General features: G+C 42.5%; 21 protein-coding genes and 1 pseudogene. 13 read left to right on the forward strand and 9 right to left on the reverse strand.

What is annotated here, in order from left to right; all coding sequences use genetic code 11:
• Genes neuC through H8S65_RS00570 form a run of 7 tightly spaced genes read right to left on the reverse strand, consistent with a single transcriptional unit; the run spans position 1 to position 7,330 of the window.
• Positions 1–1,155, reverse strand: coding sequence for a UDP-N-acetylglucosamine 2-epimerase (gene neuC / locus H8S65_RS00540; protein ID WP_186928015.1), 1,155 nt, complete (start codon positions 1,153–1,155; stop codon positions 1–3).
• Positions 1,152–2,159: an N-acetylneuraminate synthase gene (gene neuB / locus H8S65_RS00545; RefSeq protein WP_186928016.1), complete on the reverse strand. Its 1,008-nt coding sequence runs from the start codon at positions 2,157–2,159 to the stop codon at positions 1,152–1,154. The genes neuC and neuB overlap by 4 nt, the downstream gene beginning before the upstream one ends.
• A gap of 3 nt (positions 2,160–2,162) precedes the next feature.
• Entirely contained in the window at positions 2,163–2,804 is a 642-nt protein-coding gene (locus H8S65_RS00550; RefSeq protein ID WP_186928017.1) for an acetyltransferase, read from the reverse strand.
• A complete protein-coding gene (locus H8S65_RS00555; protein ID WP_148480344.1) occupies positions 2,801–3,940 on the reverse strand; it encodes a LegC family aminotransferase in 1,140 nt (379 codons plus the stop codon). Before H8S65_RS00555 ends, H8S65_RS00550 begins: the two co-directional genes overlap by 4 nt.
• The gene (locus H8S65_RS00560; protein ID WP_186928018.1) at positions 3,933–4,910 is read right to left on the reverse strand and encodes an NAD-dependent 4,6-dehydratase LegB; all 978 of its coding nucleotides are present in this window, start codon (positions 4,908–4,910) and stop codon (positions 3,933–3,935) included. The genes H8S65_RS00555 and H8S65_RS00560 overlap by 8 nt, the downstream gene beginning before the upstream one ends.
• A gap of 3 nt (positions 4,911–4,913) precedes the next feature.
• On the reverse strand, positions 4,914–6,512 hold the full coding sequence (locus H8S65_RS00565) for a GumC family protein (RefSeq protein WP_186928019.1): 1,599 nt from the start codon (positions 6,510–6,512) through the stop codon (positions 4,914–4,916).
• A gap of 8 nt (positions 6,513–6,520) precedes the next feature.
• On the reverse strand, positions 6,521–7,330 hold the full coding sequence (locus H8S65_RS00570; protein WP_186928176.1) for a polysaccharide biosynthesis/export family protein: 810 nt from the start codon (positions 7,328–7,330) through the stop codon (positions 6,521–6,523).
• A gap of 191 nt (positions 7,331–7,521) precedes the next feature.
• Between H8S65_RS00570 and H8S65_RS00575 the strand changes: the two genes are divergently transcribed.
• Positions 7,522–8,364, forward strand: a complete 843-nt coding sequence (locus tag H8S65_RS00575; protein WP_186928020.1) for a CvfB family protein — start codon at positions 7,522–7,524, stop codon at positions 8,362–8,364.
• A gap of 408 nt (positions 8,365–8,772) precedes the next feature.
• Here the strand turns inward: H8S65_RS00575 and H8S65_RS00580 are convergent, their stop codons facing one another.
• Positions 8,773–11,619 (reverse strand): bifunctional fucokinase/fucose-1-phosphate guanylyltransferase, encoded by a 2,847-nt coding sequence (locus tag H8S65_RS00580; protein WP_186928021.1) that lies wholly within the window; start codon positions 11,617–11,619, stop codon positions 8,773–8,775.
• A gap of 228 nt (positions 11,620–11,847) precedes the next feature.
• On the opposite strand from H8S65_RS00580, the gene H8S65_RS00585 reads away from it, so the two are divergent.
• The 7 genes from H8S65_RS00585 (at position 11,848) to H8S65_RS00615 (ending at position 18,866) form a co-directional block, all read left to right on the forward strand.
• Entirely contained in the window at positions 11,848–12,471 is a 624-nt protein-coding gene (locus H8S65_RS00585; protein ID WP_186928022.1) for a master DNA invertase Mpi family serine-type recombinase, read from the forward strand.
• Positions 12,472–12,827: 356 nt separating this feature from the next.
• The gene (gene ndk / locus H8S65_RS00590) at positions 12,828–13,289 is read left to right on the forward strand and encodes a nucleoside-diphosphate kinase (protein ID WP_186928023.1); all 462 of its coding nucleotides are present in this window, start codon (positions 12,828–12,830) and stop codon (positions 13,287–13,289) included.
• A 288-nt stretch (positions 13,290–13,577) separates the two neighbouring features.
• The gene (locus tag H8S65_RS00595; RefSeq protein ID WP_186928024.1) at positions 13,578–14,084 is read left to right on the forward strand and encodes a DUF4494 domain-containing protein; all 507 of its coding nucleotides are present in this window, start codon (positions 13,578–13,580) and stop codon (positions 14,082–14,084) included.
• Positions 14,081–14,749: a YggS family pyridoxal phosphate-dependent enzyme gene (locus tag H8S65_RS00600; RefSeq protein WP_186928025.1), complete on the forward strand. Its 669-nt coding sequence runs from the start codon at positions 14,081–14,083 to the stop codon at positions 14,747–14,749. Before H8S65_RS00595 ends, H8S65_RS00600 begins: the two co-directional genes overlap by 4 nt.
• An 85-nt stretch (positions 14,750–14,834) precedes the next feature.
• Complete coding sequence (locus H8S65_RS00605) at positions 14,835–15,812, forward strand: dihydroorotate dehydrogenase-like protein (protein WP_186928026.1); 978 nt, start codon at positions 14,835–14,837, stop codon at positions 15,810–15,812.
• A gap of 178 nt (positions 15,813–15,990) precedes the next feature.
• Complete coding sequence (locus H8S65_RS00610) at positions 15,991–16,356, forward strand: MarR family winged helix-turn-helix transcriptional regulator (RefSeq protein ID WP_186928027.1); 366 nt, start codon at positions 15,991–15,993, stop codon at positions 16,354–16,356.
• Positions 16,357–16,421: 65 nt separating this feature from the next.
• Positions 16,422–18,866, forward strand: a complete 2,445-nt coding sequence (locus H8S65_RS00615) for an FAD-dependent oxidoreductase (RefSeq protein WP_186928028.1) — start codon at positions 16,422–16,424, stop codon at positions 18,864–18,866.
• Between the two features lie 94 nt (positions 18,867–18,960).
• Here the strand turns inward: H8S65_RS00615 and H8S65_RS00620 are convergent, their stop codons facing one another.
• Complete coding sequence (locus H8S65_RS00620) at positions 18,961–19,218, reverse strand: hypothetical protein (RefSeq protein WP_255488992.1); 258 nt, start codon at positions 19,216–19,218, stop codon at positions 18,961–18,963.
• 986 nt (positions 19,219–20,204) lie between these two features.
• On the opposite strand from H8S65_RS00620, the gene H8S65_RS00625 reads away from it, so the two are divergent.
• The 5 genes and pseudogenes from H8S65_RS00625 to H8S65_RS00645 all read left to right on the forward strand — a co-directional run bounded on the left by H8S65_RS00625 (position 20,205) and on the right by H8S65_RS00645 (position 25,697).
• Positions 20,205–21,848, forward strand: a complete 1,644-nt coding sequence (locus H8S65_RS00625; RefSeq protein ID WP_186928030.1) for a tetratricopeptide repeat protein — start codon at positions 20,205–20,207, stop codon at positions 21,846–21,848.
• Positions 21,849–22,127: 279 nt separating this feature from the next.
• Positions 22,128–22,409, forward strand: a pseudogene (locus tag H8S65_RS21275) (DUF3244 domain-containing protein); the annotation flags it as partial.
• A 16-nt stretch (positions 22,410–22,425) separates the two neighbouring features.
• On the forward strand, positions 22,426–23,529 hold the full coding sequence (locus tag H8S65_RS00635) for a hypothetical protein (RefSeq protein WP_186928031.1): 1,104 nt from the start codon (positions 22,426–22,428) through the stop codon (positions 23,527–23,529).
• 167 nt (positions 23,530–23,696) lie between these two features.
• Positions 23,697–24,383 (forward strand): outer membrane beta-barrel protein, encoded by a 687-nt coding sequence (locus H8S65_RS00640; RefSeq protein ID WP_186928032.1) that lies wholly within the window; start codon positions 23,697–23,699, stop codon positions 24,381–24,383.
• 138 nt (positions 24,384–24,521) lie between these two features.
• On the forward strand, positions 24,522–25,697 hold the full coding sequence (locus H8S65_RS00645; protein WP_186928033.1) for a MalY/PatB family protein: 1,176 nt from the start codon (positions 24,522–24,524) through the stop codon (positions 25,695–25,697).
• The last annotated feature ends 71 nt before the right edge of the window (positions 25,698–25,768 follow it).

A 25,768-nucleotide genomic window follows, 5' to 3' on the forward strand; every position in this document is an offset into this window, starting at 1 on the left:
TTACAAATTATAAAATGATTTTTGAATCAGGTCTTCCAATGGATAAGTTTTCAACTGGGAAACAATCATGTCTGTAGTTCCCTCCTTTTCATACGGATTACTCCGCAATTTTGAAGCTGATTGAATTGCTTCAGAGAAAATTAATCTAAAACCCTGTTCTATTTCTTCCGTCGACGTTCCGCAATGCACCACGCTTTTTGCAGCAAGACGTCCCTTTTGACGGTCTCCAATATCCAGAGTTGGTATTCCGAAACTCGGAACTTCCAAGATACCGCTTGATGAATTTCCTATCGCAGCCGAGACATATTTCAATGCGGAAAGATAACGGAGCTTGCCTAAAGATTTAAAAGCGATTGCCCGGTCTTCATTCTTTGCGACAAAATCTTTTATACAGTCTATTATGACACGCCCGTCCGTATCTGAATTCGGGAGTGTAAAAAGGATCCGATATTCCGGATGTTTAGCTAAGACTTCCAACAAATTGTCACATTGTTCCCGTGCCGTACACGTTTCCAAAGTTACAGGATGGAACGTGACAAGCAAAGACTTGTCGCCTAATTTAAAATCCAAACTATTCTCCAATTCCTCTTTCGATAGGAAAGAACCTCTTTTTATATTTTCAACTCCAATAGCCCCTACATTAAACACCCGATCCGGGCTTTCTCCCAACTGGATCACCCTTTTCCGATATTCTTCCGTCGAGGTGAAATGCAAATGGCTCATCTTGGTAATCGCATGGCGGATCGCATCGTCATAGGCACCTTCCGTTATCTCTCCTCCATGTAAATGAGCTACAGGAATCTTAAAAAACAAGGCAGTGGAAACGGCTGCCAGAATTTCATATCGGTCACCTAAAACAACAATCAAGTCAGGACGCAAGTCTTCATAGGCATCAGCAAAACCAATCATGCCTAATCCTACGGATTTAGCCGTAGCATTTGATGTATCCGACGAAAGCAACATCTCAACCCTCTTATCAATAACAAAACCATCTTTCTCGATTTCTTTATACGTCAAGCCAAACTCAGGAGAAAGGTGCATATTGGTTGCTATGATCTGTAGTTTTAAATCCTCTGATTCATCTATTTGCTTCATAAGGCCACTCAGTAAGCCATATTCAGCACGACTGCCGGTTATAACGCATATCTTTCTCATAATTCAATCAGATCATCCGGTTCATATAATCTTGTTGCTGTTTTCCCTACCACATCCAACCATTTCATGGGAGAAATGCCGTTTCCCGGACGTTTTACAGTCAGATTCTGTTCTGTAAAAACCTCACCTTTCTCTATTTTGGATGCCGCAACAATGCTTTTCCGGGCAACTTCTATATTTTTAGCTTCCGAAGGGCTTATCCTTTTTTCAGCATCTCCTAAAGCTTTTTCTATATTCCGAATCGATAAAACCATTCTCTTCAGTTCATCCGGCTCCAAAGAGGCTTTATGATCCGGCCCCTCCAAATTCCGATCCAAAGTAAAATGCTTTTCTATAACAGAAGCCCCCAATGCAACAGCTGCGACAGGGACCTCTATACCTCTTGTATGATCGGAATATCCGACTTTGACATGAAATCTCTCGGCTATAGACTGCATAGCCCGCAAATTCACATCTTCCATTGGGGTCGGATATTCGGTATTACAATGTAGTATTATTATATCATTACGCCGGACACCATTTTCCACCAGGACAGCCAACGCTTCTTCTATTTCCCGGTATCCACTCATTCCTGAAGACAGGATTACAGGTTCTCCCTTTTGGGCGATCTTCCTTAAATAAGGATAATTAGTAATTTCTCCCGAAGGGATTTTCCACAATCCCAAATGAAGTTCTGCAAGGAAATCGATACTATCCAAATCAAAAGCAGTAGAGAAAAACTTTACTCCTTTCTTTTTACAATAGTCTATCAATATCAAATGCTGTTCCCAAGTAAGTTCCAAATGCTTCAGCATTTGGTATTGGGAATCATTACCATCATGCAGGTTTCTTTGTTGATACTCTGCTTTGACAGCATTTTTTGATACCAGCAACTCTGCTTTAAATGTTTGAAACTTAACATAATCAACTCCTGCCTCTGCTGCCACATCAATCAACTGTTTCGCCATTTCAAGCGAGCCGTTATGATTTACACCTGCCTCTGCTATAACAAGAGTATGTTTCATATCTTACAATTTTATCTTTAATAAAGCCGGATTTCCGGAATAAATGCCTTTTTTCACTATATTTTTACGCACAACACTGCCGGCCGCAATAACACAAGATTCCATAATACCAACACCGTTCACCATCACAGACTGACTTCCTAAGAAGACTCCCTGGCCAACTGTACAATTACCATTCACCATTGCTCCGGTGGAAATATGGCAAAAGTCACCAATAACCGCATCATGCTCTATATTGGCAAATGTATTAATTATGCAACCCTTCCCGATATGGGCGTCTGCATTAACCATTGCATGGTGTAACACCACACTTCCTTCGCCAATGGACGCATGACGGGAAACACGGGCTGTAGAAGCCACAACCGTAGCCAAACAACCACCAACCGATAGAATACGTTCGTGCAACCGGATTCGCAGACTTGCATCCTTTATATGTCCTACCGTCACAAGGAACAAGGCCTTATCGACATATTTAACCAGATCTTCATCCGTCCCGACAACCGGATATCCCAAAACAGAACTACCGACATATTCCGGCATATCAAGTATGCCGAGTATCGTATAACCAGCACTCTCAGCAGCATCTATCACCGATTTGCAATGTCCGCCGCCACCGACCAAGACTATATTACCGGGATCGCTCATAACCTAACGCTACTTGGAATATTTACAACACGTTCCTCAAACCAATACGTATTCGTCAGATCGTCTGTCTGGCAACCTGCAAACATGGGTTGCTTATTCATCAATCCCCAAATCGGTCGTGTCATAACTCCATGATCATTTGTATAGGTCAGAAATTCGTCACGCGCCGACTTATCAGGCAATAAAACCGCATTCAACCAATAATTGGAACGACAATCTTCCGGTTCGGAAAAAAACTCAATTGGTGTATCCTTGAAAAAGAACTTATATTTTTCAGCTGTTTCACGCTTATTCTCTATAAAACGATCCAGATTCTCCATCTGTGCACAACCTAACGCCGCATTAATATTAGGCATACGATAATTATAACCGATATGGTCATGCATAAACTCCCAACGATGAGGCACCTTTGCTTGCGTCGTTAAATGTTTTGCATAAGCGCCCAATTCGGCATCCTGGAACAACAACATACCACCTCCCCCGGTCGTAATCGTTTTATTGCCATTAAAACTTAGCGCACTAATCTTAGCCAAAGTACCAGTATGCCTACCCTTATACAAACTGCCGATACTTTCAGCAGCATCCTCTATTAACTCGATATGATACTGTTCACATATTTGTACAAGTTCCGCCAATCTGGCAGGATGCCCGAACGTGTGCATCGGAACACAAGCTTTCACTCTCCGCCCTGTCTCTTTATTATAGCAAACGCCATCCTTTATTTCAGCAAATGTAGAAAGCCATTTTCTTAAACTGTCGGGAGACAAGCCCATCGTTTCCCGATCTACATCTATAAAAACGGGATAAGCACCTATATAACTAATTGCATTTGCAGTAGCTATAAATGTCAAAGCCTGAGATATAACTTCATCTTCACGCTCTACCCCCGCCAATAGCAAAGCCATATGAAGAGCATTTGTCCCATTTACACAGACAACAGCCTTTGCCGCCCCTGTATAATCGGCAACCATCTCCTCAAACCGATCTACAAACTTACCGACACTCGAAACAAATGTTGTATCGATGCACTCATTCAGATATTTCTTTTCATTGCCGATAAAACAAGGAGCATGAAGGGGTACAAAGTCATCCGAATGATATAGTCCATGTATAAAATCAACAACAGGCTTATACATTATATATATCTGCTTTATATTTCTTCAAATTATCTTTATCCAAAAACCAAGCTATAGTTTCTTTTAAACCTTCTTCCAATGAATAAGATGGTTCATAACCGGTTAATGATTTTATCTTTGTGTTATCTCCCCATAAACGAAAAACTTCTGAATTCTTGGGGCGAATACGAACATGATCCTCGATAAAACTAACATCTGAATTCATCAATTTTGCAATCAATTGTAAAGTATCACGCATTGAAATTTCAGAATTACTACACACATTAACTTCTTGTCCGATCGCAGCATCACACTTAGACAGTTCAATGAAACCTTTACATGTATCTTTTACGAAGTTAAAATCACGAGTCGGAGTCAAATCCCCCAATTTTATTTCTTTTTTCCCATTTGCTATTTGCGTTATAATGGTAGGAATAATAGCTCGAGCAGACTGACGAGGACCGTATGCATTAAAAGGCCTTACCAGCACAACAGGCAAACTGAAAGTATTATAGAAACTCATTGCTATAGCATCTGCAGCAATTTTTGTTGCCGAATAAGGAGATTGCGGTTGCTTTGGATGATTCTCATCAATCGGGACATAACGAGCAGTACCATAAATTTCGGAAGTAGACGTAACAAGAACTCTCTTTACTCCATTTTCCTTCGCTGCTTGACAAATATTCAATGTACCTTTTATATTGGTATCAACATAACTGTCTGGTGCTACATAGGAATAAGGTATGGCAATCAAAGCTGCCAAATGAAAGATTATCTCAACATCCTTTGTTATATGCTTGCAAAAATATGGATCACGCACATCACCTGTAACAACCTCCAAATTAGGATGTTTAATATCATTCAACCATCCCCAATCATTGAAAGAATTATAATACGAAAGAGCTTTAACATCATAACCTTTCTCCAATAACATTTCTGTCAAATGAGATCCGATAAAACCATCTGCACCTGTAACTAATACCTTTTGCATATCTTACTTTGTTTCTTTATATTCTTTTCTTAACGCACTAAATTGTTCCCGACCAAATAAAAATGCAACCGGAATAATCAAAGTAAAAAGCAACATTCCTATTGCCGCATAAAGTTTCCTAGGACCGATAGGAGATTGTTTCACATATGCCTTTTCCACAAATCTCGCCCGATCTTTAGACTCTCCTATAGATAAAGCTATATCTTCTCTTTTTTGTAAAAGAATTAAATAAACAGCTTGATAAATTTCTTGTTGACGCTTATAATCAATATATTCTCTTTCTAAAGATGGAACTGTTCCCATTTTATCCATTATCAGTTTTTCTTTTGCCTTTAAATCGTTCAAAGTAAACTGTATTGCTTTTTGAGAATTTTCGATAGCAAGAAAAACGCTTCCTCTAAGCTGGTCTACCTGCTTATTTATCTGTTCAATAAGAGGATTATTTCCTTTCGTTGTTTGCAATAATTTAGCTCGCTCCAATAAGGCTTCATTATATGTAGTTATAGGACCGGCCTTATCTCCCTCTCCTGTAGAAAGCAAGGAGGGTATCAAATTATACATGTTTTGAGGTTCTTTAATATATACATTCAACATTTCAACTATTCGATCTTGAGCCTCTAATTCAATAATCTTACTTTGTAGTTCTTTCAATTGCTCTACATAAAATTGAACATCAGCCTCAATATCAGTCATTCTATTTTTCAATTTATAACGTTCTATAGAGACCTCTGTTTCGCTCAAATCAGTCATTACATGTTGAATGCGTTCTTCCAAAAAAGCCAATGACTTCATTCCTTCGGCTCGCTTAATCGAATCCTCCTGGTGGTTATAAATATCAACTAAAGTATTTAACATATTAAGTCCTCTGCGCCTTTCATAATCTACATATGAAATTTCAATAACATTTGCATTCTTGGAATATTCGTCAAATGTAAAATCCTGATATATATTTTCTGCGACCCAACCTGCAGGAGAAATATCCAAAGTCAATGACAAAGGTTTAATCGCCTCATCTCTATAAGCTAAAATAAAATCACCTTCTTTTAATTTTATTTCTGCAGGCAAAGATGCAAATTCAAATACTTTTTTTTCTTTTAAAGCTTCTGTCTTAACTTTGATCTTACCATCTTTCTTTATATCAACATCAAAGGTCACTGTACAATCCAAATTGCATTCCGTAGTAGAATCCGCATACAATATCAGAGGAATATCCTCATACATCTTATACTTAAAGGCATATGGCTTATAATAAGAAATATTCAAACCCAATTTTAATACCATATCTTTCAATATCGAGTTTGAGGTGAGCTTAGCCATTTCATCGTCCAAATTTATACTTCCTCCGCCAATTCCACCTAAACCAAAGGACTTCATTAATCCAGAAGCATCCCCGACATTAAAGCCATTACTCGAATTACTCTTATCCTCTATCAATTGTATCTTTGCCGCTATTTCATAAGTACGAGGTGTAAATATCAAATACAACAATGCTGGTATCAAAGATATAATAGCAGCAAGAACAAATAATTTCCAATGGCGAATATAATATATTATTATTTTCTTCAGACTAATCGTCTCATTATCGTGCTGAATTGTATTCATACCTTATATTAATTTCTATTAAGATTCACAATTGTAATTACCATACTTGTGATAATTGATACAGAACTAATTATTGAAGTCAACAATGACATCGTAAACTGCCGATCTGAACTCGTACGAGCACGTTGCTTATTCTTGATTGGTTCTACATAAACAATATCATTTTGTTTCAGATAGAATCCCGGAGATGCAAATATTGCAGGATCTGTTATATCCACCCGATATGTTTCTTTTACGCCATTATTATCCCGTATTACTAATATATTTTTTCTATTCGCTGTCAAAGGTAAATCTCCAGCCATGCCAATAGCATCCAAAACTGATATTCTATCATTCTTAATAGTGAAAGATCCGGGACGAGAAATTTCTCCCATCATTGTAATCTTAAAATTCAAAAGTTGAACATTTACTAACGGGTTTTCTACATACTTAGATATCATTTTTTCCATTTTGGCTGCAACTTCTTGCCTGGTTAAACCCGCAACATGAATTTCACCAAGAACCGGGAAATTTATATTCCCTTTGGGATCTACCAAGTAGGTATATAAACTTTGAGAGGCTGCAAGAGGTTGTTCGCCTTGTGCCGAATAGGCATATACAGGCGGATTAAAGGGGGTTACAGCAGCAGGGTCCCATGCAGTAACATTGATAGATAACAAATCATCACTTGTTATTTTGGTAGTATATGTTTGACTCATCTTTGCCAATTGCTCTGGTGTCAAATCATCTATACCCTGAAAATAAATCACATCTTTTGGCGCCGAACACGCACACATCAATCCACAAAAAAGGGCAAACAAATAATATTTCAATCTCATGCTTTTAATAAGTATTTCAAAAATTAGAACTGCAAAGATACAACTTTCAGAGGAACCATCCATCTAAAAACTCCTTATAAAAACTATTACAACTATAACGATGCAAATTTGGGTATATTGCTGCTTGAGAAATAAAAAATATAGGATATTAGGCTATTTTCCCGTACTTTTGCCTTAAAATAAATAGGAAGATGGTAGAAATAGGAAAATATAATACACTAAGGATCGTAAAAGATCTGGACTTTGGGGTTTATCTGGATGGTGGAGACGGAGTGGAAATTCTTTTGCCGGCCCGTTATGTGCCCAAGAATGTAAAACCGGGAGATGAAGTCGAGGTTTTTATTTATCATGACAATGAAGGGAGATTGATCGCAACGACGGCCAAACCTCTTGCGCAAGCAGGAGAATTTCAGTTTATGGAAGTGAAATCAGTTAATAATACTGGCGCTTTCCTCGAATGGGGATTAATGAAAGATTTATTAGTCCCTTTTAAAGAACAAAAAATGCCTATGCGGGAAGGGAAATGGTATCTTGTATATGTGCATGTAGATCATGTTACCGGACGTATAGTTGCCTCTGCAAGAATCGAAAAATACCTGGACAATGTAATACCGAATTATTCCTTTAATCAGGAAGTCGATTTGCTGGTCGCAGAAGATACTGAATTAGGGTATAAAGTAATTATCAACAATGCTCATTGGGGATTGGTCTATCACAATGAGGTTTTTCAACGTCTGGAAAAAGGGGAACATCTAAAAGGGTACATCAAAGAAGTCAGGGAAGACGAAAAGATAGATGTCAGCCTCACTCCTTTAGGCTATCAAAAGGTCGAAGGTATTGCCAAGACAATTCTGGATTCACTCAAAGCCCAAGGAGGATACGTTGCCGTTCATGATAAAAGTGAACCGGAACTTATTTATTCTCTATTCCGCTGTAGCAAGAAAGCATTCAAACAGGCAATCGGGACCCTTTACAAACAAAAGATAATCGATATCGAAACTGAAGGAATCCGATTAATCAATAAAGACAAATAACAAATACTGTTATCGTTTTAGCCAAATCAGCAGACTTAAAATGAGTATGCGACCACCCCGTCGCCGGAATCTGAAGCGTAATCCGGAAGAATATCTTTTTGTCACAAAAACAGTCGTCCCAACTTGGGAATACAGCTTTTTGTAACAAAAGTAGCCGTCCCAACTTGGGAATACAGCTTTTTGTAACAAAAGTAGCCGTCCCAACTTGGGAGGACTACTTTTTGTCACAGAAGTGGTCGTCCCAACTTGGGACGAGTACTTTTTGTCACAGAAGTGGTCGTCCCAGCTTGGGACGGGCACTTTTTTTCTGAAAGTGGTCGTCCCAAGTTGGGACGGCTGTTTTTCGAGCCGAAAACTGCCATCCCGAACCGGGATCGGCCTACGCGCATAGCAGAGCATCGCAACGGCTTACGACCGGCTCACCTGCAAACCTTTATCCGACAAGCTCATTTCAACAAAACGGGCATTGCCATTCTGCGGGTCGGCCGTGAGAAGGCGGCGGATCTGCAAAGAGGCTTCCGGGTCTTTGGCTACGATATAAAGGTAACCGCCTCCGCCGGCGCCGGGAAGTTTATAGCCCAGCGTGTAATCTTTGATGCGAGAGATAAGCCGTTCCACAGCAGGCGGATTTGTCCCGGCATCAAGTGCCTTGTTTTGTTCCCAACTTTTGCCGACCAACCGGCCATAAGAGGCGAAATCACCCCGAAGGATAGCCTCGTACATATCCAATGCATGCGCTTTCATTTCAGAGAGCAGACGAAGATGGGTACTGCTGTTCAAGAACATCCCGCGTACGATTTCAGCAAGGATATCCTTCGCCGTACGGGTAATCCCCGTGTAGTAAAGCAGGTGGCAAGCGCGATATTCGGGTTCGGTAAAAAGATATTCCGGCAGCCAGCGCACCGACGGGTTCTGGTGGAAGCCTTCGCCCGTCTGCAACAGTTTCAATCCATGCAACACGCCTCCGTACTGGTCTTGCCAGCCACCTCCGGTCGTGAGCAGTTGTTCGAGTATCAGAGTCCGGTTGCCAATCTCGTTCTTATCCCACGCCAAGCCGCAAAAATCCGACAATGCGCCCAATACCGTAGCCGCGAGGATCGAACTGGTTCCCAGACCGGAACCGGCAGGAATAGCAGCCAGCAACGTCACTTCCAACCCGCAGCCGAATGCTTTCAGTTGTTCTTCCAACGAAGCATAACGGCCTGCTGAAAATTCAGGCGCAAACCCGGCCAGAGCCAGTGCCGCCTTGGGGATAGAGAAAGGAGATCCGACTTTGTTAAAGTTACGCAGTTCGTCCCAAGTCGAGATGCTCTCCATCGCCCCGATATCGATGGAACGAAGAATGACACGATACTCGCGGGCCGGCTTCACGTAGACCTGCAAGGGAGGTTGGCCGTTCAATTCGATCGCCACGTTCACGACATTGCCACCGGCATACATGCAGTAAGGAGGCGTATCCGTCCACCCTCCTGCCAAATCGATACGCACGGGGCTGCGCCCCCAGACAATCTGGTCGCGATAGACATTGAGGCGGGGCGACTGCTTCTCATCGGCAATCGTACTGATCAGTCCCTCGCGCAACAGGGAGAATGCCTGCTGTTGCTCCACCATGCCCCGGTCATCTCCCGAAAGTTGCAGGACACGGGCGCGAAACATATGGTCATGCACGCGCTTCATCAGCGGGGCTTCTGCCGGCAAAGCCTCAGGCAGCGCGATCCCTCCGGTAACAAATTCGGAAGCGGCATCCGCCAGATCCAACTGATAGAAAATACTTTTATCATGATTGGCCGCAAGCATCGGCCAGTTTTTCTTCCTGAACGCTTCGCGCTGGGCAAACAGACGACGGAGATCCGCACAGTCGGAAAGCCTGTTTGCGGACATCTTTCCAGCCGCTTCCCACACCCTGCGCCCTTCATCCAGATGGGGTTCGGAGACCATCCAGCGCAGCACAATACCTAACTCATCCATACTCCGGCAGACAGGGAACAAGGCCGCATTCTGTATGTCGGCACACTCCGGCAGGCAAACACCCCGTTCCGCAGCCCATTCCACAACGGGACGCCCCATGAAGAGCGTCGACTCATCCATCGTATTTCCTTTGAAAGGATCATTGAAACCGTACGGGCGTGCCACCCAGCCTTCGTCACCGGTAGGCACGACATCAATGCATACACCGGAAGGAATGTGCAACTCCCAATCGTTCACCGGAACCCCCGTAATTACATGCCGATCGGCAAGTATCCACCGTTTCCCCACAAAACTGTTTTCGATCCACAGCTCGGAATTGCCGGAAGTCAGCGGACAACAAACTTCGGCGTTCTGGACAAACATGGCAGGATGTGGTTTCACCTTGCGCTGCATGATCGCCCGCTGGTCACGTACAAGGTTCTGCACCGACAGCGTCGAGGAGATCAGTTCGCGGCTCGTACCATAATGATAAAACTCACCTCCCGGCAACGGCAGGATAGCAACGGTTAACGCATTCAACTCTTCGTCGGCTATACGAGGATGAGCTCCAAGAGCAAGACCGAACTCGGAATACAGGTCGTATTCCTTCATCTGTTTTCCGTCCGGGTCGTAGGAATGTTTCATCAGCAGTTCCACCGCCCGGTCACTGAGCAGCCAGACTCCTATATCCATCAGGAAAAGGTGCGTGCCCGCCAGTCGTCCCAACTCATCGAGAGTGGGTTTCTGAAGCATGAAATCGAGCTGGTCGGGAGACTTACGGTCCGACACGAACACTCCGTGGCGAGTGGCAAGTGCGGGATCTACCCACAAGCCGTAACAAACAACATCGGCCTCAGGAATCTCCTGCAACGGCTCGCTGTTGCGCAAGTAAACGTCACCACTGGCAATCAGCGTATGCAGCGAATCCGGCGCTTTGCGCATGATCTCCTCATACAGCGGAAGCTGGAGCGAAAGGAGGTTTTGAGATAATTTCTGTCCCCTCGCCCACCTGAACACCGGGATGGGCGTCAATATCTTACCCGAAGGTGCGTACCCAGGTAAACGCCGGCTCTGCCCTCCGGCATGCAGTAATATCCGTTTTTCACACGCCAGCCATTCTCCGGTCGTCAACGTCCCGGCAGCATCGTCATCGCGGCGGCAAGCCTCAAGCAACCAAGTCGTTCCTCCGCCTGATCCCAGACGGGCGCCTACAGGGTCGGACGTACAAAACCAGTCTGCCGGATCGGCATTCGCTATCTCATGGAAACTGCCAACCAGGTTAGGCGGCAGCGACAATAATTTCTTCATATCTCACAATTCTTTCCGGCAAATGTACTCCTTTCCCCTTTCACTGCGTAAAATTTAATTTAATTTTCACTTTCAGAGGCTGTTTCGTTTAAATTATTATATCCACCTTTGTAGAGGGAATGCTCTCTTATAATCATACGACAATAAAAAAAGTTGGTAAATACTAATCCCGCCTTTTCATTTCTATTTCTGAAGTATCTTTAGTTATTCACTTAATATTCAGATGGTATGATATACGGTTATGTAAGAGTCAGTACGGATAAACAGAGTACTGAGAATCAACGTTTCGAGATTGAAAACTATTCAAAAGCGAAAGGTTTCCGTATCGAACGTTGGGTAGACGAAACAATCAGCGGAACAACAAATGTATCGGATCGCCAGCTCGGCAGACTATTAAAACAAATCCGTAAAGGTGACACACTTGTAACAACAGAACTATCAAGGCTTGGACGTAATTTGATGCAGGTCATGAGTTTCCTTCACCAGTGCATGGAACGGGACATCATCGTCCTTACAGTCAAAGAACGCTATGAATTAGGGAATAATATCAATAGTAAAATCCTGGCCTTCGCCTTTAGCCTGAGTGCAGAAATCGAACGTAACCTGATTTCGCAACGCACTCGCGAGGCACTTGCGCGTAAAAAAGCGGAAGGCACGAAACTCGGTCGTCCGAAAGGCAAAAAGACCATGCAGGTCAGGTTATCCGGAAAAGAAAATATCATCCGGAAAATGATCAATGAGAAATGTTCCATGAATGAAATCGCCGAGAAATTCGGAGTAAACCGCCAAACTCTCCGCGATTTCCTCCGGGATACATTTCCGGACTGGAGGAAATATAGATATATTAAGTAATCGGACCTTCAGGGCTTTAATTGTCTGAATGTTAATCTATGTAACCTTAATAAATTGTTTTTGAGGTAATTTATTATCAGTCAATACGGCATGTCCGACGGGGCGAGATGAACCGCATACTAAACAATCCAATACTCCTGCACACTGTGCCACCAGTGTGCGGCAGGTTTTGTGTGCTTTATTCTTTCCTCCGGTAAAACGGATATTCCCTTTTCCACACAGCTATGAACCACACGTCTCCCTTCCGGCTCCCCTCCGTTTCAAAATCTTTATTGAATATTATACTACAAATTAACTTATTAGAAATAATTGTTTTATCTTTGGCAGATACGTCGAATCTTATAAACATAAACAGTATGGAAAAGACACTTGTTATCCTGAAACCCTGTACCATTCAGCGAGGACTGATTGGGGAAATAATCTCCCGCTTCGAGAGAAAGGGCTTGCAACTGGCAGGCATGAAAATGATCTGGCTGACAGATAAGATCCTCAGTGAACATTATGCACACCTGAAAGAAAAACCATTCTTCCAACGCATCAAAGACGCCATGTCGGTATGTCCCGTCATCGTATGCTGCTGGGAAGGGGTGGACGCCATACACGTCGTTCGCCAGTTGGCAGGTGCCACCAATGGAAGGAACGCACAGCCGGGAACGATCCGCGGCGACTTCAGCATGAGCGTACAGGAAAACATCGTGCATGCTTCCGATTCGCCCGAAACGGCAGCCATCGAATTGAAACGTTTTTTCAATGACGACGAATTGTTCGACTACAAAATGAATAACTTGTTGGCTATCTATGCCAACGACGAGTTTTAAAACGTAAAAGAGCCGGAATGTATGGGAAATCCCTATACCTCCGGCTCTGATATTTTAGAACCTTTGCCCTATCCCTCCCGAACCGGACAAAACAACCTAATTACTAATCTAAAAATCTAATACCATGAAAAAACACACTACGCTTATATAACCGGAGCGCCCGCCAAAAGGTTCACGGCGATTCCAATAATTGACAAAGAAATCCGTTCCGGTTGTTTAATTCCCGAATTGCCGTTATATTTGTACCTTGTTTAGAACAAGAATACAGACATTATAAAACGTATAAATATGCATAACTGGTTTGAATGCAAAGTCTCCTACGAAAAAGTCTTGGAGAATGGAATGCAAAAGAAAGTGACGGAACCTTATCTGGTAGACGCCTTGTCGTTCACGGAAGCGGAAGCCCGCATTATCGAAGAAATACGTCCCTTCATCTCCGGGGAGTTTACAGTGACAGACATCAAACGCGCCCGCTTGTCAGAGTTGTTCTTCAACGAAAACGGCGACCGTTTCTATAAGATCAAAGTTTACTTCATCACCCTCGACGAAAAGAGCGGAGCCGAAAAGAAAACTGCCGCACAAATGCTGGCACAGGCGTCTAACCTGAAAGATGCCATCGCCGTATTGGAAGACGGCATGAAGGGTACGCTTGCCGACTATACCATCGCATCCGTCGCAGAGACCCAGCTAATGGATGTCTTCCCCTTTGACGCCAACAGTGTCCCTGCGGAAAAGAAATCCGAGGAAGAACTGATTGCCGAACAGAAAAAACTGGCGGAAACAAGAGAAGCATGAGCATCACCGAGAATATAACAAGACTGAAAGCATCGCTGCCGGCAGGTGTCACGCTGGTGGCGGTCTCCAAGTTCCATCCCGCCGAGGCTTTGCAGGAAGCCTACAACGCCGGACAACGTGTATTCGGTGAAAGCAGGGCCCAAGAACTGACAGCTAAACAAAAAGTCTTGCCCGGTGACATCGAATGGCATTTTATCGGTCCATTGCAAAGCAACAAGGTGAAAGATATCGCCCCGTTCATCCACACGATACACAGCATTGACTCACTGAAACTTTTGCAGGAGGTCAACAAGCAAGCGGCCAAACATGACCGTATCGTCCGTGTCCTGATAGAGATACATGTCGCACAGGAAGAAGCCAAGCATGGTTTCAGCCCCGACGAATGCCGTGAACTGCTGCACAGTTTGTCGACCGATGCCCTTCCCAACATCCGGATATGCGGACTGATGGGGATGGCGACAAACACTGACGACACTGCGCAGATCCAAGATGAGTTCCATAAGATCCATGAACTTTTCACTGAACTGAAAAACTCGGTATTCAAGAGTGACGAATATTTTTGCGAATTATCGATGGGAATGAGCCATGACTACCCGATCGCCATCAGCGAAGGCAGTACGATGATACGCATAGGAACCAGCATTTTCGGAGAACGGGAATATTGAGTTTTAACCATTTTAAAGAGCAAGAATGGATAAGGTAGAAAATAATTCTCTATTTTTGTAATCGTTGAACATAATTGAATCTGACATGATTGACATTAAAACACAATATGCGGGCCTGACACTTCGTAACCCGCTTATCGTCGGAAGTTCCGGTTTGACAAACAACGCGGAACGAAATAAGGAATTTGAAAAAGCCGGTGCCGGTGCGATCGTGCTGAAATCACTCTTCGAAGAGCAGATTGAAATGCAAAGCGACGTACTGATGCAGGATTCGGACTATCCCGAAGCCGCCGATTACATACGTGGCTATGTAAAAGCAAACCAGATAAACGGCTATCTGGAACTGATCCAGAAGACGAAAGAACTATGCACCATCCCGGTTATCGCAAGTATCAACTGCTATAAATCGGATGCGTGGATAGAATTTGCCCGCCAGATCGAATTGGCAGGAGCAGATGCCTTGGAACTGAACGTGTTCTTCCTGGAAACAGACCTCACATACAGCAGCGAAAACATGCGCGACTTGTATGTCAGTATTATCCGTAAAGTGAAAGAAACGGTTTCGATCCCTGTCATGATCAAAATGAGCAAAATGGTCGGTAACATTCCGGCTGTCGCCCATACGCTGACTGTAAACGGAGCGGACGGAATCGTCCTCTTCAACCGTTTTTACCAACCGGATATCGACATCAACAATATGCAAATCGTCTCAGGCAACGTCTTCAGTAACCATTCCGACTTGAGTGACACGCTTCGCTGGACAGCAATCGTTTCAGGCAAGATACCCGGAATCAGTATCGCTTCCTCTACCGGAGTGCACGATTGGGAAGATGTTATCAAATGTTTGCTCGCGGGAGCCGATGCCGTACAAATGTGTAGTGCCGTCTATACACACGGGGCAGAAATTATCACGCAGGTGCTTACCTGTATCGAAGAATGGATGCACCAGGCACATTACCAGTCGCTTGACCAGTTCAAAGGCAAACTGAACTATGCCAACATCCCCAATCCGGCGATGTATGAACGCTCGCAGTTCATGAAGTACTTCTCCAACAGAGATTAAACAAACCATACTCCGTCGTCCGACGAAAATTATTTTAAAAGGATGCATGCTATTTTCTGAAAGCATGCATCCTTTTACTTTAAAGCATGCACCCTCTTCATCGAAAATATTTTCCACTAAACACTATTTGCATTGAAAATAATATATATCTTTGTACCCATCAACAACATAGAAGAATATGGAATCAATTTGTGCAATCAAAGATATATATAAAACTTTATATCAGTTCGAGAAAGCCTTTACGGAAGTACACGATATTACGATCAACGAGGCCATGCTGCTCTGCTGCCTGAAAGACGGAGAAACAAAATCCGCAGGTATGATCTGCGAATATATAGGTCTGTCCAACTCACGTGTTTCAAAAGTGATCACAACCGTAGAGAATAAAGGCTATATCCGCCGCAACATCAACAAAAACGATAAACGGCAGATGTTTTTCTCCCTCACTCCTGGCGGAAAAGAGAAAATACAGCAGATGATGAATGCAGAACTACGTTTCGACGGATTGTTCGAGAAACTGAAAACTTGTATGGAAAAAGGTTGAACCCCTTTTTTACTCTAATATTTTCTATTAGCAAATATGTATAATACAAATAAAAATTTCACAACATGAACTACCTGATTATCGGAGGAGTAGCCGGAGGAGCTACCGTTGCAGCACGTCTGCGCAGAATGGATGAAAAAGCCAATATCGTCCTGTTCGAACGAGGGAAATATGTATCGTATGCAAACTGTGGCCTACCTTATTATATAGGTGGCACGATCAACAACCGGGAAAAGCTGTTCGTACAGACAGTGAAAGGTTTCACAGAACGCTTCCGGATCGACATCCGCACAGAACAGGAGGTAACCGCCATCCGTCCGGATAAAAAAGAGGTGGAAGTCAAGAACCTATCCACAGGCGAGACATACGCCGAAACATACGACAAACTGGTTCTTTCGCCGGGAGCCGAACCGCTCCGGCCGGGTATCGAAGGGATCGGAAGCAAAAAGATATTCACGCTCCGCAACGTGCCGGACACCGATACGATCAAGAATTATGTCAATACGGAGAATCCGAAACACGCTATCGTTGTGGGCGGCGGCTTTATCGGACTGGAAATGGCGGAAAACCTGCATGACCTGGGCATCCAGGTCGACGTGGTGGAAATGGCAAACCAAGTGATGGCACCGTTGGACTTTTCGATGGCGGCAATCGTACACCAGCAACTGACCGATAAGGGAGTCGGGTTACACTTGGAAGACGGCGTCAGCCGTTTTGAAGAAAAAGACGGTGGTGTGACCGTACACCTTCGCAGCGGCAAACAGATCGCTACCGACATGGTGTTGCTGAGCATCGGGGTACGCCCGGAAACCAAACTGGCAAAAGAAGCAGGGCTCGCCATCGGAGAGCGGGGCGGTATTGCGGTAAACGATTATATGCAAACTTCCGATGCAAATATATATGCTCTCGGTGATGCCGTCGAAGTACGCCATCTCGTAACCGGGCAACCGGCCCTCATCCCGCTGGCAGGACCGGCAAACAAGCAGGGGCGTATCGTGGCGGACAATATCGTATTCGGCAACAAAGAGAAATATCCGGGATCAATAGGAACTTCCATCGCCAAAGTATTCGACCTGACGGTTGCCGCAGCCGGAGCTAATGCGAAGTTGTTGAAGCGGAATAATATCGCATATATATCATCCTATACTCACGGGGTGTCGCATGCCGGATATTATCCGGATGCCGTTCCATTGTCTATCAAGATATTGTTCGCTCCGGAAAGCGGCAAGCTGTTAGGTGCCCAGGTTGTCGGCTTCGACGGAGTAGACAAACGCATCGAGATGCTGGAACAAGTGATACAGCGAGGCGGGACAGTCTACGACCTGGCGGAATTGGAACAGGCCTATGCTCCTCCCTATTCGTCAGCCAAAGATCCGGTGAATATGGCAGGATTCGTTGCAGAAAATATATTGAGCGAAAAATCCCGGATCATCCAGTGGCGCGAACTTGCTGAACTTCCAGCCGACACGATTCGAATCGATGTCCGTACACGCGACGAATATAAATTAGGTACGATCCCCGGATTTATAAACATACCGGTAGACGAATTACGCGAACATTTAGGCGAACTATCGAAGGAGAAACCGATCGTCGTAACGTGTGCAGTCGGACTGCGTGGCTACTTAGCCTATCGCATCCTGGTGCAGAATGGTTTCAAGAACGTGCGCAACCTGTCCGGAGGATACAAGACGTGGAGCGTGGCGACAGCACCGGTAAAAGAGGTCGTTCCCTGCAAGCCCGAATCACCGGGAAGCACAAGCTGCGGATGCCCCGCTACCCAGGTCGCCCCGTTGAAAGTGGATGCCTGCGGACTGATGTGCCCCGGACCTGTGATGCAACTGAAAAAGAACTACGAGACATTGAAGGCAGGCGAACAACTTCAGATAACAGCCACCGACCAGGCTTTCGGCAAGGATGTCGCTTCCTGGTGTAAGATGACGGGCGCAGAGTTGGTTGCGTTGGAAAACAAAAACGGGGTGGTTGCCGCCACCATCCGCAAGCAGGAGAAAACAGCTCCCTGCGAGATTTCGCGGAACAATGCCGACAACAAGACACTGATCGTCTTCAGTGATGACCTGGACAAGGCACTGGCCTCCTTTGTCATTGCCAATGGAGCGGCTTCGACCGGCAAGAAAGTGACCATGTTCTTTACTTTTTGGGGACTGAATGTGATCAAAAAACAGCACAAGCCGGCTGTCTCCAAAGATATTTTCGGCAAGATGTTCGGCTGGATGCTTCCGGCACACAGCGGAAAACTCAAGCTGTCTAAAATGAATATGGGAGGCGCCGGTAGCTGGATGATGCGCCTTATCATGAAGAAAAAGCGGATCGACAGCCTGGAAAGCCTGATCCGACAAGCCGTAGACAACGGCGTGGAAATGATCGCCTGCACCATGAGCATGGATGTGATGGGCGTGCAAAAAGAAGAACTGATGGACAACGTTACGCTGGGCGGTGTGGCTTCTTACCTCGAACGGGCAGAGGAGGCGAATGTGAACCTGTTCATCTGATATACTTTCTTGCTAAATTTCCCAATCAAAGGGGTTGCCAAAACAGACAATAACTCTTATTGGGGCATTTTTCTATTTGGGATGAAATCGCGGATCATTCGTGTTTGACGTTTCTCTCTTTCAGGTCGGGATTAACAAGCAGCCGGTAAAACGAGGACGGCAGGAAATGGAAAAACAAAGTTTCTTTGTTACCGGAAAGCAGAAAATCCTGACATTGTGGAAAAACTAAACTCCCGGAGAATCGTCTGTAGCAAACGAAAGTCGACGCAGGCCTGAATATTCCAAAAGAGATTTGCCCCTTTGCCGGCATGACGACCGTCTTCATCGCGGCGACGACCGTCTTCGTTGCCATGACGACCGTCTTCGTAGTGCATGGCCCCGGCAACCCACGGCGATAGCGACCGTCTTCATGGTGAAAAACCGCGCACCTCATGGAAGAAAGCCCTTTTCCCCCTATGGAGAACCGGAATTTGCAGTTATTTGCAAAGAATGTGTTTTGTTGTTAATGAAACAATATTATACAATAACCCCCTGCCCTGATAAGGGTAGAAGAGGGATTTGTTTTTAAGAATAACTGAACCTATATTTTAGGCACGGATTTCACGGATTACACGGCAAGAAGTTTTTTCAAAACATATTTAAACCGTGAAATCCGTGTAATCCGTGCCTAAAATTGGTTCAAATCTGCCAAGATATGAGTCTAATAGACTCAAACCTCGTATGTGAAGTTGTTCCTATAGATGCCTGTCGCTTCCCGAAAAGACAAGCATCGGTTGCCGGATAGATGCCTACCTTTTTCCTGCTACCCTATAGGCTTTTCCCGGACAGGCTAAAGGCTGTATTTTTTAGCCTATAACCTATATTTTATGGGACAGGAGCCAATCCAAGCCCTTATATGACAAAACTAAAAAACAGGGTTCACGGCGGTAAAAGACTAATGGCCAGTAATTTGTTGTGAAGGCTGTGAAACCGGATTACGATCAGCCAATCCTATCGGTCAATCCCGCCTTTTTTTATCTTGCATTCACAGGGTTCACAGCAACATGCTGATCTATAGAGTCCCCCGAACAGTGTGAACCCTAATTAAATAAAATAACCAGGGGGTATTTAGAGGATAATCTAAGAAGATTTGAACCAATAGAGACGAGGTATTGGTTTATATTTGCCAAGACACAAATCTTCCAATACAGTTTCAGTAAAAATATCAACTATCTGTTTATGCACTTTATTGCGAGTAAAAAACTGTCCCCTATTTCTGTTCAATCAGAATCAAGACCACTAAAAAAAGACCATTCAATCGATATAAAATCGTATATTTGCACACTCTAATGTTTCAATATGAAAAACAATCTTTTATTCATACTACTATTTGTCGTATTCTTCTCTTGCCGGAACAATCAAACAACTCACCATCTGCTTGACCAGGCAGAATCTTTTGTCGAAACGCAACCTGACAGTGCGCAAGTTCTTTTAGACAGCATACAAACGCCCGATAAGTTAAATGACAAACTTTTTGCCCGTTGGTGTTTTTTACAGAGTAAAACCGCAGACAAATTACATAAAGATATGCCTTATGTAGAACAACTCTCACGCGCCTTGCAATGGTACACCAAGCATGGGACTACAAAACAACAGGCTTGGACCGGTTTATATTTAGGCCGTTCCTATGCAGAAGACAAACTTTTCATACCGGCGACCAACGCTTATTCGGAAGCATTGGAAATAGCATTGAACGGACATATATATAATGTAGCGGGATATATTTGTAGCTACATGGGAGATTTATACACCTATACAGGGCAAAGAAGCGAAGAAAGACGAAAGTTTGAAGAAGCCGCTGACTATTTCAAAAAGGCCGGGAATATCAGAAGTTATGCATTTGCGTTACGTGACATCTGCATAACTTATTATCTTGATAATTCTTCCTCTACTGCATTAAATTACATATTAAAAGCGGATTCTATTATCTCAGAAGTCGGTAGTATAGCAGAAAAAGCAGAAATAGCCAATAATTTAGGAAATATATATGAAATATTAGGAGAGAAAGAGAAAGCAAAGCAATATTTTCTAAAATCAATGGTATCGGATAGAACTAATATTGCGCCTCACTATTTAGCATTAAGTTCTTTATATTATTATAATGACATGTTAGACTCTGCACGGTACTATCTAAAAAAAGCGGATTGTCCGACTTCCAATCAAGATACGCCTATTGATCGTTTATATATGGGATATTTAATTGAGAAAGATGCAAAAGATACAAATAAGGCATTGAATTATTTAGAACAATATATTGAAGCAAAAGATTCTTTATATAATAAAGAGATGCAAGTAGACATCATTGATGCAGAAAAACGGCACAATTTAACTGTTTTACTCAAGCAATACAAAGACCTCGAAATTACTGAATACTTCTATATTATCCTGCTTTGCATCTCTGCTATAATAATTCTAACTATTTACCTGCTCTATCAAGCAAAAAATAATTATCAACGGAAAGCTTTAGAGCAAAAGGAGATCAAGCTAAATGAGTTGGAATTAGAAATACAACAAAAAAGCTCAAGTCTCGAAGGTACAAAAGATCTTCAAATAGAAGCAAAAAAAACGAAAGAAGAGTTGTGTACCTTAAGACGCAATACATTTCAAGCCGCATCAATCACGAAGCGAATAAAAAAACTTTGCAAGAATGTGACTCCCGATAAAGAGCAAAAACTAACAGACAAAGATTGGAACAGCCTAATTGCCCTTATCCAAATGCTTTATCCTAACGTTGCGACCTTCATAAAAGAAAACCCATACAATCTGACAGATACAGAAAAAAAGATATGTTACCTCAGCTTCTTGCAACTCGATGTAAAAGCAGAAGCAATCCTGTTAAACATAACCCCCAATTCTGTCAGTAAATACAGGCAAAGAGCCCGCCAAAGGCTCAATTTGACCAATCAAGACACAACTATTTATGACCACCTTATAACTTATTGATTTTAAACAAGCTAATGCTCAACATTGTCTTGATAAAATATATCAATGTCCATCCTTTATCCACATAACACATTGTGTTTCAACCATAAATATCATACAATAAAATATTCTCTGTCCATGCCTATTTCGATCAATCCCTTTGCCAAGAAGACATAGCCCTCTACTTTTGCATCATTCATTTTTTAAAGAACAAATCATGGTAAAAAACAAATTATGGTGTATAGGATTAGCACTGGCATTTACATTGCCCAGCTTTGCTAAAAAAAAGTACCACTATCAGGACAATGGGGAAAAAGTTTCAGATCTAACCTTCCTCAATATCCCATCCAAGCCTGGATAGAAGACAACAATAAAGATTTATTGTTAGAGTTTTCATCCAATTTAGGGTCAATAGAGGTCATCGTTACAAATTTTACAGGAAACGTGATACATAAACAGTCTATTGATACAAAAGCTACATCTTTTACTACTATTTCTTTGAATAAAGATGTACGAGAAGATGATATAATATATATAACAGATGGGAATAATATTATTTATGGTAATCTTTTTAATAACTAATTTAATAAACAAAATCATGAAAAGTAAAAACATTATCTTATTGTTTTGTACAAGTACATTAGCATTAGCATCATGTGAACAAACAGAGGTAATAGAAGGAACATCTGCTAACATTGGCATATCACCCTCTATTTCATTAGATGTACCCTATCATGTAGAAAATGATGGTGCATTAAACTTCAGATCCGCAAAAGATTATTTTGAGATATCTGATTCTTTGTCAAAATTATCAGAGAAAGAGTTTAGAAACTGGGAAACATCAAACCATTTCGAATCGTACCGAACTTTTACAGATAACATCATTGAAGCTATTTATACTGCAATAGACAATGCACCATCAAAAGTCACTGAACTATTAAATCAAAATAAACAATTTGTATATATGACTGAAGATAGCCTTATATATTCCACTATCCAATCAAGGGCCTATCAAAACATCATCAATAAAAATGGAATTTTTTATATAAATGGTATCAAGAATATTGTCGATAGTAAATACATAACTTTAGCAACGACTGATAATTCAAAATCAATCCAGAGAATAGCTTATTTAAATCCGATTTCATCAAAAGAAAGAAGTGAACAAATCAACTTTGATCTGTTCAGCTACACAAAAAGTGACAATACGAAGCGAGCTTATGCCGAATGTTATTTGATCAAGAATACAGCATTTGAAGACAGTCATGGTTCTAATCAAATAATGGTACAATTCCAAATAAAAGTCGATGGCAAAAAGAAACGTCCTACCGGATGGAAACATTATTCAACAGATTATACTGTATCACAAATAAAATGTATATTTAATGGGATACCAACCGAAGTATATCCTAACGGATACGTAAAATCTTATGGTACAATAAACCTTGATGTTCCTGCTAAAGTCGTATTAGGAGAAGGTAAAATGGGATTTTATACTAAAAACTTAATGAATTTTTCTGTCCGTAATATGTCAGATCCTTTAAAAGCACCGGATTGTATACATTTCAAAGCAGAAACAAGAGGAACCAGTCCTGAAGGTGTCGGCTACAATTATTATAAAGGAAAATATATTATACCGCAAAATTGTATTAAGGGAGTTTCAAGCATTTGTCCTTTTCATCAAAATGTTTATAGCAAATAATCTTTAATGTGTAGTCACACACGGGGTATATGAGAGACTTACTTTTTTTGTAGAAAGTATCAATCAAACTATCCCGTGTTTTTCAAATAAACTTTATGCTTTTTAGCCCGATAGAGGATTATTTAAAATTCGTGTCTTCATTGTATAAAACAATAATATTTTAAATTATGAAAGTAACAAAATTATTGATCGTTGCATTACTAAGCCTCTGCTTCTTTCCGGCAAAGGCGCAATGGCGTTTGGGAGTAGAAGCAGGTATTGACCTGTCAAGTGTTAACGTTAAAACCAATCATACGCAGATTGGATCACAGGGAGGATTGACGGTCGATTATGCTTTCAAGAACTGTATCAATCTGTCTACCGGAGTATTTCATACAATGAAAGGAGCAAACACAATTTGTGCAGACGATCTCGGATATGAAATACTTGTCAGATTAGGCTATTTAGAAGTGCCGGTAATGGTCGGCTATCGAATACCGGTAGCATCTAATATTCATCTCACACCTTCCATTGGGACTTATTTTGCATGGGGGGTTAACGGATACGGGGAGTTTGAAAAGAGTGCTATAAGCAATACCCCCAATGAATCCATGAATCAAACAGAATGGTCGAATCCCTTTCAATCTCATTATTATAATACAGCTGAATCAGAAAGAAAGCTCGCTTATGCATTTAACCGTTTCGACACTGGACTACGCTTCGGGCTAAATGCCGAAATAGGACGTGTCAGTATGTCGTTTAATTATGATTTAGGCTTAAAGGACATGTGGAAAGGATTCATGGATGCAGGACTTTATCATCAGTTAAGAAACCGTAATGCGACACTGGCTATCGGTTATAAATTTCAGTTATGAGAACACAATTAAAAGTCCGGTAGCATATTAAAGAAGACAGACCGGATTTTGCAGACAAGAACTACCCACCGGAAATCAAAACAGTTTCTAAATATAATTTGTATCTTTGACCCCTGTCAATTCAGAACTTATATACAAATGAAACAATACAATTTTGACGAGATCATCGAGCGCCGGGGTACGAACTGCGTCAAGTTCGACAACCTGAAAGAACGTTTCGGCAATGAGAACCTTGTGCCTCTTTGGGTAGCCGACATGGATTTCCGGACACCGGACTTTATTGTGAATGCGATCAAGAAACGTTGTGAACACGAGATTTTCGGGTACACATACGATTCGGACTCTTATTATAATAGTATTATCGAGTGGGTACATTATAAACATAACTGGAAAATCCAGCGTGAATGGCTTAGTTATATCCCCGGTATCGTAAAGGGAATCGGTTTCGTTTTGCAATGCTTCACCAAGCCGGGCGACAAAGTTATTATCCAGCCACCGGTTTACCACCCTTTCCGTATTGTCCCGGAAAGCATGCACCGCGAGGTTGTTTACAATCCGCTTAAAATGGTAGATGGCGCTTATGAAATGGATTTTGAGAATCTTGAATCGGTTATCGATGAGCATTGCAAGGTTCTGATTCTTTGCAACCCTCATAATCCGGGCGGTGTCGTTTGGAAAAAAGACACGCTGGCCAAGTTGGCGGAGGTTTGCGCCAAACACAATATACTCGTTATCTCCGATGAAATCCATGCAGAGATGGCCTATCCGCAATACACCCATCATCCGTTTGCGACTGTTTCAGAAACAGCAGCCAATTGCGGCATTACTTTTATGGCTCCGAGCAAGACTTTCAACATTGCCGGAATCGTAACCTCCTATTCGATCATCCCCAATGCGGAAATACGCGAAAAATTCTATTCCTTCATGGAAGCAGGAGAATTTAATGCCGGAACGATCTTTGCCTATACGGCGACAGAAGCCGCCTATACATACGGAGCCGAATGGTTGCAACAAATGCGGATGTATATCACTGAAAATGTCCGCTTCGTGGATGAATATTGCAAATCCAAACATCCCAAGATCAAGGTTTATCCTCCCCAGGCATCTTTCCTCGTATGGCTGGATTGCCGTGACCTGAAACTAAGCCAACAGGAGTTAGTGAGCTTATTCCAGGATAAAGCCGGCTTGCTGCTGAACGACGGAAGTATGTTCGGCCCGGGGGGTGAAGGATATATGCGTTTGAACATCGGCTGCCCGCGTTCTGTCCTGTCTTCGGCATTGGACACTTTAAAGAAAGTTATAGACAAGAAATAACAGTTTCCAAGCAGACAAGTCGGAAATTATGCGTAGATTTGTCATCGTTTTATTTATCACAAATACAATTA

Origin of the sequence: Parabacteroides hominis, assembly GCF_014287585.1 — a bacterium.
GTDB classification, from domain to species: Bacteria; Bacteroidota; Bacteroidia; order Bacteroidales; family Tannerellaceae; genus Parabacteroides; species Parabacteroides hominis.

Bases quoted from the DNA above. Each gene is read 5' to 3' on its own strand.
- H8S65_RS00610 (WP_186928027.1), top strand. From the start codon at position 15,991: ATGGAATCAATTTGTGCAATCAAAGATATATATAAAACTTTATATCAG.
- H8S65_RS00595 (WP_186928024.1), top strand. From the start codon at position 13,578: ATGCATAACTGGTTTGAATGCAAAGTCTCCTACGAAAAAGTCTTGGAG.
- H8S65_RS00600 (WP_186928025.1), top strand. From the start codon at position 14,081: ATGAGCATCACCGAGAATATAACAAGACTGAAAGCATCGCTGCCGGCA.
- H8S65_RS00645 (WP_186928033.1), top strand. From the start codon at position 24,522: ATGAAACAATACAATTTTGACGAGATCATCGAGCGCCGGGGTACGAAC.
- H8S65_RS00625 (WP_186928030.1), top strand. From the start codon at position 20,205: ATGAAAAACAATCTTTTATTCATACTACTATTTGTCGTATTCTTCTCT.
- H8S65_RS00570 (WP_186928176.1), bottom strand. From the start codon at position 7,330: ATGAGATTGAAATATTATTTGTTTGCCCTTTTTTGTGGATTGATGTGT.
- H8S65_RS00565 (WP_186928019.1), bottom strand. From the start codon at position 6,512: ATGAATACAATTCAGCACGATAATGAGACGATTAGTCTGAAGAAAATA.
- H8S65_RS00575 (WP_186928020.1), top strand. From the start codon at position 7,522: ATGGTAGAAATAGGAAAATATAATACACTAAGGATCGTAAAAGATCTG.
- H8S65_RS00640 (WP_186928032.1), top strand. From the start codon at position 23,697: ATGAAAGTAACAAAATTATTGATCGTTGCATTACTAAGCCTCTGCTTC.
- H8S65_RS00615 (WP_186928028.1), top strand. From the start codon at position 16,422: ATGAACTACCTGATTATCGGAGGAGTAGCCGGAGGAGCTACCGTTGCA.
- H8S65_RS00585 (WP_186928022.1), top strand. From the start codon at position 11,848: ATGATATACGGTTATGTAAGAGTCAGTACGGATAAACAGAGTACTGAG.
- H8S65_RS00555 (WP_148480344.1), bottom strand. From the start codon at position 3,940: ATGTATAAGCCTGTTGTTGATTTTATACATGGACTATATCATTCGGAT.
- neuB (WP_186928016.1), bottom strand. From the start codon at position 2,159: ATGAAACATACTCTTGTTATAGCAGAGGCAGGTGTAAATCATAACGGC.
- H8S65_RS00550 (WP_186928017.1), bottom strand. From the start codon at position 2,804: ATGAGCGATCCCGGTAATATAGTCTTGGTCGGTGGCGGCGGACATTGC.
- ndk (WP_186928023.1), top strand. From the start codon at position 12,828: ATGGAAAAGACACTTGTTATCCTGAAACCCTGTACCATTCAGCGAGGA.
- neuC (WP_186928015.1), bottom strand. From the start codon at position 1,155: ATGAGAAAGATATGCGTTATAACCGGCAGTCGTGCTGAATATGGCTTA.
- H8S65_RS00580 (WP_186928021.1), bottom strand. From the start codon at position 11,619: ATGAAGAAATTATTGTCGCTGCCGCCTAACCTGGTTGGCAGTTTCCAT.
- H8S65_RS00620 (WP_255488992.1), bottom strand. From the start codon at position 19,218: ATGGCAACGAAGACGGTCGTCGCCGCGATGAAGACGGTCGTCATGCCG.
- H8S65_RS00560 (WP_186928018.1), bottom strand. From the start codon at position 4,910: ATGCAAAAGGTATTAGTTACAGGTGCAGATGGTTTTATCGGATCTCAT.
- H8S65_RS00635 (WP_186928031.1), top strand. From the start codon at position 22,426: ATGAAAAGTAAAAACATTATCTTATTGTTTTGTACAAGTACATTAGCA.
- H8S65_RS00605 (WP_186928026.1), top strand. From the start codon at position 14,835: ATGATTGACATTAAAACACAATATGCGGGCCTGACACTTCGTAACCCG.